Origin of the sequence: Pantoea sp. F_5, assembly GCF_008631595.1 — a bacterium.
GTDB lineage: Bacteria > Pseudomonadota > Gammaproteobacteria > Enterobacterales > Enterobacteriaceae > Pantoea > Pantoea gossypiicola.
Genome location: NZ_VWUO01000003.1, coordinates 345,551 through 359,736, shown reverse-complemented (window position 1 = coordinate 359,736; position 14,186 = coordinate 345,551). Strand labels below are relative to the sequence as shown.

General features: G+C 56.1%; 10 protein-coding genes. 2 read left to right on the top strand and 8 right to left on the bottom strand.

All coding sequences use genetic code 11. From position 1 onward, the window contains the following. Positions 1-32 precede the first annotated feature (32 nt). Positions 33-392, top strand: coding sequence for a 6-carboxytetrahydropterin synthase QueD (gene queD, locus F3I44_RS06350; protein ID WP_013358878.1), 360 nt, complete (start codon positions 33-35; stop codon positions 390-392). Positions 393-485: 93 nt separating this feature from the next. Here queD and queE read toward each other — a convergent pair whose 3' ends face one another. The 6 genes from queE to rlmD all read right to left on the bottom strand — a co-directional run bounded on the left by queE (position 486) and on the right by rlmD (position 9,069). Beyond that, positions 486-1,157 carry a 7-carboxy-7-deazaguanine synthase QueE gene (gene queE, locus F3I44_RS06345; RefSeq protein ID WP_150014644.1) on the bottom strand — a complete coding sequence of 224 codons (672 nt, stop codon included), beginning with the start codon at positions 1,155-1,157 and terminating at the stop codon, positions 486-488. A 149-nt stretch (positions 1,158-1,306) separates the two neighbouring features. Further along, complete coding sequence (gene eno, locus F3I44_RS06340; RefSeq protein WP_013358880.1) at positions 1,307-2,602, bottom strand: phosphopyruvate hydratase; 1,296 nt, start codon at positions 2,600-2,602, stop codon at positions 1,307-1,309. Between the two features lie 76 nt (positions 2,603-2,678). Beyond that, positions 2,679-4,316 carry a glutamine hydrolyzing CTP synthase gene (pyrG, locus tag F3I44_RS06335; RefSeq protein WP_013358881.1) on the bottom strand — a complete coding sequence of 546 codons (1,638 nt, stop codon included), beginning with the start codon at positions 4,314-4,316 and terminating at the stop codon, positions 2,679-2,681. A 230-nt stretch (positions 4,317-4,546) separates the two neighbouring features. Next, complete coding sequence (mazG, locus tag F3I44_RS06330) at positions 4,547-5,335, bottom strand: nucleoside triphosphate pyrophosphohydrolase (protein ID WP_150014646.1); 789 nt, start codon at positions 5,333-5,335, stop codon at positions 4,547-4,549. 156 nt (positions 5,336-5,491) lie between these two features. Next, a complete protein-coding gene (relA, locus tag F3I44_RS06325; RefSeq protein ID WP_150014648.1) occupies positions 5,492-7,723 on the bottom strand; it encodes a GTP diphosphokinase in 2,232 nt (743 codons plus the stop codon). A 29-nt stretch (positions 7,724-7,752) separates the two neighbouring features. Further along, positions 7,753-9,069, bottom strand: a complete 1,317-nt coding sequence (gene rlmD / locus F3I44_RS06320) for a 23S rRNA (uracil(1939)-C(5))-methyltransferase RlmD (RefSeq protein ID WP_150014650.1) — start codon at positions 9,067-9,069, stop codon at positions 7,753-7,755. Positions 9,070-9,162: 93 nt separating this feature from the next. On the opposite strand from rlmD, the gene barA reads away from it, so the two are divergent. Beyond that, complete coding sequence (barA, locus tag F3I44_RS06315) at positions 9,163-11,898, top strand: two-component sensor histidine kinase BarA (RefSeq protein ID WP_150014652.1); 2,736 nt, start codon at positions 9,163-9,165, stop codon at positions 11,896-11,898. A 171-nt stretch (positions 11,899-12,069) separates the two neighbouring features. On the opposite strand, the gene F3I44_RS06310 is transcribed toward barA, so the two are convergent. Both F3I44_RS06310 and garR read right to left on the bottom strand, forming a co-directional pair. Beyond that, positions 12,070-13,209 (bottom strand): glycerate kinase, encoded by a 1,140-nt coding sequence (locus tag F3I44_RS06310; protein ID WP_150014654.1) that lies wholly within the window; start codon positions 13,207-13,209, stop codon positions 12,070-12,072. A 73-nt stretch (positions 13,210-13,282) separates the two neighbouring features. After that, complete coding sequence (gene garR / locus F3I44_RS06305) at positions 13,283-14,167, bottom strand: 2-hydroxy-3-oxopropionate reductase (RefSeq protein ID WP_150014656.1); 885 nt, start codon at positions 14,165-14,167, stop codon at positions 13,283-13,285. Between the last annotated feature and the right edge of the window lie 19 nt (positions 14,168-14,186).

Below are 14,186 nucleotides of genomic sequence, written 5' to 3'. Positions count from 1 at the left end.
ATTCAGCGGTTTTTTAATGTCTGAGAACCACTATGTCTACCACCTTGTTTAAAGAGTTCCAGTTCGAAGCCGCGCACCATCTTCCGAATGTGCCGGCCGGACACAAATGTGGCCGTCTGCACGGTCATTCGTTCCTGGTTCGTCTGGAGATTACCGGCGAAGTGGATGCGCATACCGGCTGGGTTATGGATTTTGCTGAACTGAAAGCGGCGTTTAAGCCTCTGTACAATCGGCTGGACCACTACTATCTGAATGATATTCCTGGCCTGGAAAATCCCACCAGCGAAGTGCTGGCAAAATGGATCTGGGATCAGATGAAGCCGCAACTGCCGCTGTTAAGCGCGGTCATGATCAAAGAAACCTGCACCGCAGGCTGCGTTTACCGCGGCTAAGCCTGTCGGATCGAGCCTTTCGATCCGACGCTGTTTCGCTTCCATCCCGCATCAAGCCCCTTCCCTGTGGTTAACCGCTCAGCACACTCTTTATCAGGCGATATTGAGATATTTATGGGTCTGCATCGACAGACGCCAGTTGCGGGCAATGCAGGTCTCAATGCAGAGTCGGGTAGCATCGTCTTTGCGGCTGATAGGCTGCAGAGCGATGATTCGGCTTTTGGTGTCATTAATCCCCGCCAGCAGCCCATCCAGTGCGTCCACATCACGCTGACGCGCCACCGGATGTTTAATTTCATCGGCCCGGCTCAGCGCCTGGGGCAGCACATCGTAGCCGCCGCGCATGTTGACCTTCGGCGAAACAGTGACCCAGGTCTGTTCGGAGCAGTGGATCTCGTGAGTGCCGCTGGTCTCAATCTGACACTGGAAACCGTGCTGTTCCAGAATCGTGGTTAACGGACGCAGGTCGTAAATCGCCGGTTCGCCACCGGTGATCACCACATGACGCGCCGTCCAGCACTGCTGTTCGATGGTACGAAGCAGGGTCGCTGCATCGGCATCGCCCCAGGCGTCGCTCTCCACCGTTTTGATCAAAATATCGCCCAGCGACGTTTCGCGATCTGCCCGCTTTTCCCAGGTGTGTTTGGTATCGCACCAGCTACAGCCCACCGGGCAGCCCTGCAGGCGGATGAAAATGGCAGGCACGCCGGTGTAATAACCTTCGCCCTGCAGCGTCTGGAACATTTCGTTAATCGGGTAGAACATTTTTTACTCGCCTGGATAAATCGGGGCGCTGATTATGCCAGCGTGTACCGCACAACAACAGCTGCGCGACACGAAAAAGCAAAAGCCCCGCACAAGGCGGGGCTTTCAGCGTATGCGATGCCGCTTAACGCGCCATCAGCACAGGGTCATTACTGACCTTTAACTTCTTTCAGACCGTTGAATGGCGCTTTAGAACCCAGCGCTTCTTCGATACGGATCAGCTGGTTGTACTTAGCAACACGGTCAGAACGGCTCATTGAACCCGTTTTGATCTGGCCCGCTGCAGTACCTACCGCCAGGTCAGCGATGGTGGCATCTTCAGTTTCGCCTGAACGGTGAGAGATCACGGCAGTGTAGCCCGCATCTTTCGCCATTTTGATCGCAGCCAGGGTTTCGGTCAGAGAACCGATCTGGTTGAATTTGATCAGAATGGAGTTAGCGATACCTTTATCGATACCTTCTTTCAGGATTTTGGTGTTGGTTACGAACAGGTCGTCGCCCACCAGCTGGATTTTATCGCCCAGCACTTTGGTCTGGTAAGCAAAGCCGTCCCAGTCAGATTCGTCCAGGCCATCTTCGATAGAGACGATCGGATACTGTTTAGTCAGATCTTCCAGGAAGTGGGTGAACTCTTCAGAAGTGAACGCTTTACCGCCTTCACCGGCCAGAACATATTTGCCATCTTTGTAGAACTCAGATGCCGCACAGTCCATCGCCAGGGTGATGTCTTTGCCCAGCTCGTAGCCTGCTGCTTTTACCGCTTCAGCGATAACCGCCAGCGCTTCGGCGTTGGAACCCAGGTTAGGCGCGTAGCCGCCTTCGTCACCGACTGCCGTGCTCATGCCTTTGCTTTTCAGCACTTTTGCCAGGTTGTGGAATACTTCAGAACCCATACGGATAGCTTCTTTAACGTTAGAAGCGCCAACCGGCTGGATCATGAATTCCTGGATGTCGACGTTATTGTCGGCATGTTCGCCACCGTTGATGATGTTCATCATAGGCAGTGGCATAGAGTATTTGCCTGGGGTGCCGTTCAGCTCAGCGATGTGCTCATACAGCGCCTGACCTTTAGAAGCTGCAGCTGCTTTAGCTGCTGCCAGTGACACAGCCAGAATGGCGTTAGCACCGAAGTTAGATTTGTTCTCAGTACCGTCCAGGTCGATCATGATCTTATCGATGTTCGCCTGATCTTTCGCGTCTTTGCCTTTTACCGCTTCAGCAATCGGACCATTTACTGCAGCAACGGCTTTGGTTACGCCTTTGCCCAGGAAACGTGATTTGTCACCGTCACGCAGTTCCAGCGCTTCGCGTGAACCGGTAGAGGCACCTGATGGCGCAGCGGCCAGGCCTACAAAACCGCCTTCCAGATGCACTTCAGCTTCAACAGTCGGGTTACCACGTGAGTCGATAATTTCGCGACCGATGACTTTTACGATTTTGGACATTACGATTTTCCTCAGTACAAGTTAGTCAATCCTAAGACAGACAACGCGCGAAAAGTTCGCGCGTTGTCTGTGAAACTTACTTCGCTAAACGCTTCTGATGCTCATGCGCGGCTTTAACAAAGCCGGCAAACAACGGATGGCCGTCGCGTGGGGTCGAGGTAAACTCAGGGTGGAACTGGCAGGCCACAAACCACGGATGGTTCGGGATCTCGATAATCTCAACCAGTTGATCATCACCAGAGCGACCTGCTACGCGCAGACCGGCTGCTTCAATCTGCTTTAACAGCATATTGTTCACTTCATAGCGGTGGCGATGGCGCTCAACGATGGTGTCAGAGCCGTAGAGCTGGCGAACCTGGCTGCCCGGCGTTAACTGACACTGCTGGCTGCCCAGACGCATGGTGCCGCCCAGATCGCTCTGCTCGCTGCGGACTTCGACGTTGCCTTCTTCGTCGCGCCATTCGGTGATTAACGCCACCACCGGGTATTTACAGTCTGGCACAAATTCGGTGGAGTTGGCGCCCGGCATCCCGGCGACATTGCGCGCAAACTCCATCAGCGCAACCTGCATGCCCAGGCAGATGCCGAGGTACGGCACGTTGTTTTCACGTGCGTACTGCGCGGTCATCAGCTTGCCTTCCACACCACGGTAGCCGAAGCCGCCCGGGATCAGAATCGCATCCAGATCTTTCAGTAATTCGACTCCGCGGGATTCTACATCCTGCGAATCGATCAGTTTGATGTTCACGGTGACGCGATTTTTCAGGCCGCCATGTTTCAGCGCTTCGATGACGGACTTGTAGGCATCCGGCAGCTCAACATACTTGCCCACCATACCGATGGTGACTTCACCACCCGGATTGGCTTCTTCGTAGATTACCTGCTCCCACTCGGCCAGGTTGGCTTCCGGTGCATTCAGGTTGAAGCGCTTGCAGATATAGTCATCCAGGCCCTGCGACTTGAGCATGCCAGGAATCTTATAGATGGAGTCAACGTCTTTCAGCGAGATAACCGCTTTTTCAGGGACGTTACAGAACAGGGCGATTTTGGCACGTTCGTTGGCCGGTACGGCACGGTCAGAACGGCAAATCAGCACATCTGGCTGGATACCAATCGACAGCAGCTCTTTTACGGAGTGCTGAGTCGGCTTGGTTTTCACTTCACCCGCCGCCGCCATGTACGGGACCAGCGTCAGGTGCATATACATGGTGTGTTCGCGACCCACATCCACGGCCATCTGGCGAATCGCTTCCAGGAACGGCAGCGATTCGATATCCCCTACCGTGCCGCCGATTTCGACCAGCACCACATCATGACCTTCACCGCCTTCAATAATGCGCTCTTTGATGGCGTTGGTGATGTGCGGGATAACCTGAATGGTTGCGCCCAGATAGTCGCCACGGCGCTCTTTGCGCAGGACTTCTGAGTAGATACGGCCTGTGGTGAAGTTGTTACGACGCGACATTTTGGTGCGGATGAAACGCTCGTAGTGACCCAGATCCAGATCGGTTTCAGCGCCGTCATCAGTGACGAAAACTTCGCCGTGCTGGGTCGGGCTCATGGTGCCTGGATCTACGTTGATATACGGGTCCAGCTTCATGATGGTCACGTTCAGACCACGAGCTTCGAGAATGGCTGCGAGGGAGGCGGCGGCAATGCCTTTACCCAGAGAGGAAACGACCCCGCCGGTCACAAAAATATAATTCGTTGTCATGCTGAACCTGAGAGTTTAGGTTTAAAGACGGTGGAATAACCAGGACGGGAAAACAGTATACTGGAAACCGCTATCAGCCACAATTGATGAATCACAGCCATCCTCCAACGCATTGCTGCGTCATAACATAGCCGATAGCTGCCCATGAAATGTTGATGTGCGTCACAAAGTTATTGCCGCGCTGAAACGAGTAAGCACATGTGGCGATTTTATGCACAGCGCTGGAATAATCAGCTTTTTTCGCCCTGTTTTACCTGCTGCCAGGCCGCTTCCATCTGCTCCAGCGTGGCACCCGGCATGCTTAATCCCTGTGCTGCGATGATCGCTTCGACTTCGCGAAACCGGCGCTCGAACTTATCATTCGCCTTTTGCAGCGCCGTTTCCGCTTTGCTGCCAAGATGACGCGACAGGTTAACGGTGGCGAACAGCAGGTCACCAATTTCCTCTTCCAGCTTTTCGCTGTCCACCACGCTTTGCTGCGCTTCGTGCATCACTTCATCAATCTCTTCATGCACTTTTGCCACTACCGGCCCCAGCGTGGTCCAGTCAAATCCCACATTGTGACAGCGTTTCTGAATCTTATGGGCGCGCATCAGTGCGGGCAATGCTTTAGGGATATCGTCCAGCGCCGAATGCTGCGCTTTATCAGCCCGCTCGGCGGTTTTAATCGCTTCCCAGTTTTTCAGCACGTCGCTGCTGGTTTCTGCCCTGGCATCGCCAAAAATGTGCGGATGACGGCGCTCCAGCTTGTCACTGATGGCGTGACAGATATCCTCAAAATTAAAGCGCTCCTGTTCGCTGGCCATCTGCGCATAAAACACCACCTGAAACAGCAGATCGCCCAGTTCACCGCGCAGATCGTCAAAATCTTCGCGCTGAATGGCGTCCAGCACTTCATAGGTCTCTTCCAGCGTATAGGGCGCGATAGAGGTGAAGGTCTGTTCACGATCCCACGGGCAGCCATGCTGGGGATCGCGCAGGGTTTTCATGATGCCAAGCAGGCGCTCAATAGCGTTCATTCGGGTGGATCCTTGATTGATGGTCAGATGACAGGAAACAGAGAGGCGCATGGCAGGCGCTGACGGATGCAGTAACGCACGTCCGTCAGCGCCCTGGGGTGCAGATTGCGCCCGCGCAACCGCACGCTGCCGGTTGCCGCTGGGCCTGACTGACAATCAGTGCAGGCGGCGGGCGTCAATGATATCAGAGACCTGGTTCAGGCGCGCCAGAACACGTCCCAGTACCTGATGGTTGTAGATCTCAATATCCATGTCGATAGTCGCCAGCTGCTTTTTCGTGTCGCTGCGGCTTGAGACACCCAGTACATTCACTTTTTCGTTGGCGAGAATGGTGGTGATGTCACGCAGCAAACCGCTGCGATCGTTGGCGGTGACGCGCACCACCAGTGAGTATCCACTGGAGTAGCTCTCGCCCCACACGGCATCGACGATACGTTCCGGCGCATGTGAAATCAGTTCAGAGAGCTGGTCGCAGTCGGCGCGGTGAATTGAGATGCCGCGCCCCTGGGTAATGAAGCCCACAATGTCATCGCCCGGAATCGGCTGACAGCAGCGGGCAATGTGGTGCATCAGATTGCCCACGCCCTCGACGACCACGCGTCCACTCTCTTTGCGCGCGGGCTGCGAGTAGGATTTCTGGGTCAGCTGGCGCAGCGCTTCGCGATCTTCCTCTTCCGCACTCGGCTTGTTGAGCTTCGCCTGCAGGAAGTTCACCATCTGGTTAAGACGAATATCACCGCCGCCAATCGCCGCCAGCAGCTCTTCCAGTGAGGTCACGTTGTAGCGCGGCAGCAGCAGTTTTTCCGCTTCGCGCAGGCTGATATCGAGCTGATTCAGTTCGTTATCCAGAATCTGCCGTCCGGCGATAATGTTCTTGTCGCGATCCTGCTTGCGGAACCAGTTGTGGATCTTCGAGCGTCCACGGCTGGTGGTGATATAGCCCAGATTAGGGTTGAGCCAGTCGCGGCTCGGGTTCGGCTGTTTCTGGGTGATCACTTCAACCTGATCGCCCATCTGCAGCTGATAGGTGAACGGCACGATGCGGCCACCGATTTTTGCACCGATGCAGCGGTGACCGATATCACTGTGGATATGGTAGGCGAAGTCGAGCGGCGTCGAACCGGCCGGCAGATCCACCACGTCACCTTTCGGCGTAAAGACGTAGACCCGGTCATCGAACACCTGACTGCGGACCTCTTCCAGCAGCTCGCCGGAGTCGGCCATCTCTTCCTGCCAGCTAATCAGCTTACGCAGCCAGGCGATACGCTCTTCATGACCCGCTGCGCCGCGCGCGCTGCTGGAGGTTGGTCCCTCTTTATATTTCCAGTGCGCCGCCACGCCCAGCTCGGCATCTTCATGCATCTGGCGGGTACGGATCTGGATTTCCACCGTTTTGCCCTGCGGGCCTAACACCACGGTATGAATCGACTGATAGCCGTTGGGTTTCGGGTTAGCGACGTAGTCATCAAACTCGCTGGGCAGATGGCGATAGAGCGTATGCACCGTGCCCAGCGCGCCGTAGCAATCCTGCAGGCGATCGGCCACGATGCGCACCGCCCGCACGTCAAACAGTTCATCAAAGGCCAGCGACTTTTTCTGCATCTTACGCCAGATGCTGTAGATATGTTTCGGACGACCGTAGACCTCGGCGCGCACGCCCTCTTTAGCCATCTCTTTGCGCAGGTTGCTGACGAAGTTGTCGATATACTGCTCGCGGTCGATACGCCGCTCATGCAGTAACCGGGCGATATGCTTGTATTCGTCGGGATGCAGATAGCGGAAGCAGTAATCTTCCAGCTCCCATTTGAGCTGACCGATACCGAGACGGTTGGCCAGGGGCGCATAGATGTTGGTGCTCTCTTTGGCGGCCAGCACCCGCTCATCTTCCGGCGCATCTTTCATTTCGCGCAGGTTCATGATGCGTTCGGCCAGCTTGAGCACCACGCAGCGGAAATCTTCCACCATCGCCAGCAGCATGCGGCGGACGTTATCGACCTGTTCAGAGGCCATAGAGTCGTTGTGGATCGCTTTCAGCTGCCGGATGGCGTCCATATCGCGCACGCCGTGTACCAGCGAAACGATGCCTTTACCGACGGCGGTTTCCAGCTCCTCTTCACTCACCACTTCATCGTTAGCCAGCGGGAAAATCAGCGCCGCACAGAGGCTTTCAATATCCATGCTGAGCATCGAGAGGATTTCCACCATCTCGATACCGCGCCACAGGAGCAGCGACTGATCGGGATGGCCCTGCGTCTGCGCTTCGCAGTAGCGCCAGGTCTCAGCAACGCGTTGACAGGATTGCGGGTTGGCAATACCGAGACTGGCGATCCACTGGTCGAGGGCGAAATCCCCCTCAGTATTTAAATGCGCACTTCTGACCGCAACCATAACCTCTCCTGCACAACGACATTCATCGCTTATGTTTTTCTGAACAGCACCATGGATTCGAGATGACGGGTATGTGGGAACATATCCAGCATCGCGACCCTTTCCAATTGGTAGCCTGCCGACAGCAATGTCTGGCTGTCGCGGGCGAGTGTTGTGGGATTACACGAAACATAGACCACGCGTTCTGGTGCAAGTTTAATCACATGCGCCATGACGCCCGCAGCCCCGGCGCGTGCCGGATCGAGTAATACCTTGTTAAATCCCTGTGCCGCCCACGGCTGGCGCGACACCTCTTCTTCCAGATTATGCTGAAAGAAACTGACATTTTTAAGATTATTCAAATCAGCATTATACGCTGCCTGCCGCACTAATGCTGCAATCCCCTCCACACCAACCACATTTTGTACGAAGATTCCTATAGGAAGTGTGAAGTTTCCCATGCCGCAAAACAGATCCAGAACCCGGTCTTCCGGTTGCAGATCGAGCCAGGCGATCGCCTTCGCAACCATCTGCTGATTAACACCATCGTTAACCTGAATAAAATCCTGTGGACTGAAGGTTAGCTTAAGCTGGTGAGATTGATAAAACGGCATCCACTCGCTTAACGCGGTCAATGCTTCTTCACCCGCATCCAGGAACAGCATCAGCTGATGCTTATGCGAAAACTGTTCCAGTTTTTCACGATCGTCCGGATGCAGCGCATCAAGATGGCGCAGGATCATCAGCGGGCCGTTATCCGCCAGCACCAGTTCCACATGTCCGAGACGCCTGACGGCGCGCAACGCATTGAGGCATTGGTGCAGCGGAACCAGTAACGCTTCAAGTTCGGGCACTAAAACGGGGCAGTGCTGAATATCGACCAGATCGTTGCTGGCTTCCTGGCGGAAACCCATCTGTAAGCGTTGCGCTTTATTTTGCCATTGCAGACCCAGACGGGCACGACGGCGGTAGCCCCAGGACTGACCGGCGATCACCTCATCTATGGCCACGTTCTGTACTGCGGCCTGGCTCAGCATCCGGCTCAGCGCCTGGGATTTGCTCTGCTGTTGCAGCGCCACATCGGCATGCTGCTGCTGGCAGCCGCCGCAGCGATCGTAATGCGGACAGCGCGGCGTGACGCGCTCCGGGCTGCGGCTAATCAGTCGTGTCACTTTCGCACGGGCAAATTGACGTTTATCCTCTGTCAGCACGACCTCCGCCTGTTCACCCGGCAGAGCACCTGTGACAAAAAGGGTTTTGCCCTTGTGGCGCGCCACCCCCTGACCGAACGGATCGAGCTCCTCAATGGTGACCGTGATCCGTTGTTGCGTCGTCACGCGCTGTTTTGCAACGTAGAATTGCGCCATAGTGTTATTCATTCTCTTTATCGAAAACGGCCTGCATCGTTTTGTCGACAGCATGCACAGGGACGTTAATGCCGGAGTAGCCAGGCGACTATTATGACCAAATACAGCCTGCGGGCGCGAATGATGATTTTAATTCTGGCACCCACGCTGATGGTTGGCCTGCTGCTCAGCTCATTTTTTGTGGTGCATCGCTACAATGAGCTACAGCGCCAGGTGATCGATGCCGGGGCTAACATCATCGAACCCCTGGCGATCTCCAGCGAATACAGCATGACGTGGCACAACCGGGATGCCATGCGTGAACTGGTCAGCCTGCTGCATCGCCGCCATTCCAGCATCGTCCGGGCCATCTCGGTGTTTGACAATCACAATCAGCTCTATGTCACCTCTAACCACAAGCAAAATCTCAGCCTGCTGCAACAGGATGATATCCGCGCCCTGCCTGACGATGTCTCAATGGAGCGCCACGGCAGCCTATTAATTCTGCGTACGCCGATTACCTCCGAGCGTTACGATGTGGATGAATTACCGGATGAAGATGCCAAGCCAGCGGGCAATCCGCTGGGCTATGTTGCGATTGAACTTGATATGCAGTCGGTGCGCCTGCAGCAGTACAAAGAGGTGTTTGTTGCCACGCTGATGCTGCTCTTCTGCCTTTGTCTTGCCATGCTGTTTGCTTATCGTCTGATGCGCGATGTCACCGGCCCGATCCGCAATATGGTTACCACCGTTGACCGTATCCGTCGCGGCCAGCTCGACAGCCGCGTTGAGGGCTACATGCTGGGTGAACTCAACATTCTGAAAAACGGCATTAACGCGATGGCGATGTCGCTGACCGCCTATCACGAAGAGATGCAGCACAATATCGACCAGGCAACCTGGGATTTAAGAGAGACGCTGGAGCAGCTGGAAATTCAGAATGTTGAACTGGATCTGGCGAAGAAACGCGCGCAGGAGGCGGCGCGTATTAAATCTGAGTTTCTGGCCAATATGTCGCATGAGCTGCGAACGCCGCTCAATGGCGTACTGGGCTTTACCCGACAGATGCTGAAAACCCAGCTGCGCACCACCCAACGCGACTATATGCAAACCATTGAACGCTCAGCCAATAACCTGCTTAGTATTATCAACGACGTGCTCGATTTTTCGAAGCTGGAAGCGGGCAAGCTGATGCTGGAGGCGATCCCCTTCCCGCTGCGCGCCACGCTGGATGAGACCCTGGTGCTGCTGGCACCGTCGGCACATGAAAAGGGGCTGGAGCTGACGGTGGTGTGTGACAGCAGCGTGCCGGATAACGTGATTGGCGATGCGCTGCGCCTGCAACAGATTCTGATCAACCTGATTGGTAACGCCATTAAGTTTACCGAGCAGGGTTACATCGGCCTGCGCGTCGGACAGCGGGTGATTACCCAGTCACGCGTCGAGCTGGAGATTCAGGTTGAGGACACCGGCATCGGCATCTCTGAGCAGCAGCAGACACAGCTGTTCCAGGCGTTTCGTCAGGCTGACGCCAGCATTACGCGCCGCCATGGCGGCACCGGGCTGGGTCTGGTCATCACTCAGAAGCTGGTGCGAGAGATGGGAGGTGAAATCACCTTCAGCAGCCAGCCGGATCAGGGGTCGACCTTTGTGATTCGCGTACAGCTGGATCTCAATCCTAATGCGCCCGGTATGCCTCGCGTGCTGGATGCGCTGTCCCATGCGCGCATTGCCTATGTGGAAGCGGATGCTAACGTTGCCAGCGCCGCGCTGGAGATGCTGAGCGCTACCCCATTGCAGATCGACTACAGCGAAACGCTGGAGGGACTAAAAGCGTCTCACTATCCGCTGCTGCTGATGGCGATGCCGGTCGGTTTCAGCCAGCCTGAACTGCTTAATGAGCGCCTGATCAATGGGCTGCTTGATCGGGCAGACAACGTGCTGATGGCCCTTCCCAGCCCGATGATGTTGCTGGCTGATGAACTAAAGGTACGCGGCATTGACGGCTGCATCGCTAAGCCGATCTCTCTGACGCGGCTTCTGCCGATGTTACTGGATCTCCATACCCGCCAGGTCAGCGAACTGCCGCTGTCACCGCGACTGCCGCTGACGGTGATGGCAGTGGATGATAACCCGGCCAACCTCAAGCTGATTGGCGCGCTGCTGGAGGAGCAGGTGCAGAACATCCTGCTATGCAGCAGCGCAGAACACGCCATCCGTGAAGCGCGTCAGCAGTCGCTGGATGTGATTCTGATGGATATTCAGATGCCTGAGATTGATGGCATTCGCGCCAGTGAAATTATCCGGGGGCTGCCGCATCACGCAAATACACCGATTGTGGCGGTGACCGCACATGCCATTGATGGCGAGCGTGAACAGCTGATCAAGGCGGGTATGAATGACTATCTTGCCAAGCCGATTGATGAGAGCAAGCTGAGACAGCTGCTGGCGCGCTATACGCCGCCGCCGGTGGTCTCCCTGCCTGAACTGCAGCCAATATTACCGACGCTGGACTGGCAGCTGGCGCTGCGACAGGCGGCAAACAAACCCGAGCTGGCGCGCGATCTGCTGCGAATGCTGCTGGAGTTTTTACCGGAAGTGCATGCGAAGATGGCGCAGTTTATGACGACCAATGAGGTCAACGCCCTGCGTGAAATTATTCACAAGCTGCACGGCAGTGCCAGCTACAGCGGCGTGCCGCGCATGAAGCAACTTTGTCATCAGCTGGAACGAGGATTGCTGGAGGCCAGCGATATCGCCGCGCTGGAGCCGGAACTACTGGAGCTGCAGGATGAGATGGAGAACGTTGCCAGAGAAGCCCGGCGACTGTTGGGGTTCGGGGAGGTCTGACCGGCCTGTTGCCACGCCAGCTATACGCGCAAACCCTAACCGGCAGGAGCTTTAGCTTCCGCTGACGCACCTGTCCCCGGGGTAAAGGGCTGATGCCGTAAAACTATGTTTACCGCCAGCATCACCGTCAGGACTATCAGGCTCGCATTGCCTGGCCGGATATCATAACAGTCAGTGAAATCCGGCCAGTTTTAGCGTCGCGGCCACATTACGCGCCGTCATCTCAACATTCTTTCCGGCATTCGCGAGTGCCTCATCCAGCGTACAGACGCTGTAAAGCACGCTGAATACCGCATCAATCCCATGCTGATGCACCACGCCGACATCTGCCGTCAGGCTTCCGGCGATGCCAATCACCGGCTTGTTAAAACGCTTTGCCACGCTGGCGACCCCAATCGGCACCTTGCCATTAATACTCTGGCTGTCGATACGCCCTTCACCGGTAATCACCAGGTCCGCATCTTTGACTTCTTCAGCCAGCCCCAGCGCCTCAGTAACAATCTCAATGCCGCGCCGCAGCTCCGCCTGACAGAAGGCGTGCAGCGCCGCGCCCATGCCGCCCGCTGCACCGCCGCCGGGAATATGCAGCACATCGATGTCGAGATCGCGGTGGATAATCGCGGCGTAATGGGCCAGCGCCTGATCGAGCTGCTGCACCAGCGCCGGGGTCGCCCCTTTCTGCGGACCGAAAATGGCCGATGCGCCCTCTTTGCCGGTCAGCGGATTAGTGACGTCACAGGCCACTTCAATGCGGCACTGATGGATGCGGGCATCCAGGGCGTCAATATCAATGCTGGCGAGCTGAGAGAGCGCGCCACCACCGTGACCAATCTCGTTGCCCTGGGTGTCGAGCAATCGGGCACCGAGCGCCTGCATCATCCCGGCACCGCCGTCGTTGGTGGCGCTACCGCCAATACCAATGATGATGTGACCGACGCCCTTATCCAGCGCATGTCTGATCAACTCGCCGGTGCCGAATGAGGTCGTGATCAACGGGTCACGCTGTGAAGCGGGCACCCGCTCCAGTCCGCTAGCCGCTGCCATTTCGATATAAGCAGTGGACTCATCGCCGGACAAGCCATAAAAGGCGTCGACCTGCGTGCCCAGCGGCCCGGTCACCTTCAGCCTGACGATTTTTCCCTTCGTCGCCGCCACCATCGCTTCTACCGTGCCTTCGCCACCGTCGGCAACCGGTATTTTCACGTAATGCGCATCGGGAAAAATATCACGGAAACCCGCTTCAATCGCCGATGCCACATCCAGGGCGGATAAACTCTCTTTATATGAATCCGGTGCGATTACGATTTTCATAGGCAATCCGAGCGCAGTTGAGTAATTAAAACGGCTCCTGACCAGTCCGGTTTGGAGAGACCGGCACCGGGTTTTAGCGGACGATTTCAACCTTCGCTAACTTCTCATAATAGCAGGCCAGCGCGCTGTGGTCGGCGTTACCCTGTCCATCGTTGCGCAGCGCCTGCATCATCTCCATCACCGCCGCCGTCAGCGGCAGATGCGCGCCGATGCTGTGCGACGTGTCCAGCGCGTTCGCCAGATCTTTGATATGCAGGTCGATACGAAAGCCTGGCCTGAAGTTGCGATCCATCACCATCGGCGCTTTGGCATCCAGTACTGTGCTGCCCGCCAGCCCACCGCGAATCGCCTGATAAACCAGATCCGGATTTACCCCCGCTTTAGTCGCCAGCGACAGCGCCTCGGACATTGCCGCAATGTTCAGCGCCACAATCACCTGGTTTGCCAGCTTGGTGACGTTACCTGCACCGATGTCGCCGGTATGGACGACCGATCCGGCCATGGATTTCATGATGTCATAGCAGGAATCGAACACGGCTTTATCACCGCCGACCATCACAGAGAGCGTGCCTTCAATCGCTTTTGGTTCGCCGCCGCTGACCGGCGCATCCAGCATTTTTATCTGCTTTTCTGCCAGCGCATCATGCACTTCCCGGCTCGCCAGCGGCGCAATGGAACTCATGTCTATCACCACCAGGCCCGGCTTCGCCCCTTCAATGATACCGTTTTTCCCCAGGCAGACCTCGATCACCTGCGGCGAGTTCGGCACCATGGTAATCACCACATCACACTGCTCAGCCACCTCTTTTGGCGTTTTCGCCACGGTCGCGCCCAGTTCCGTCAGCTCTGCTTCGTTTTCGGCGTTGTGATCGCGTACCACCAGCGAATAACCGGCTTTTACCAGATTCTTACTCATGGGTTTGCCCATAATGCCCAGGCCGATGAATCCAATTTTCATTGCGTTTCCCCTTGATTGA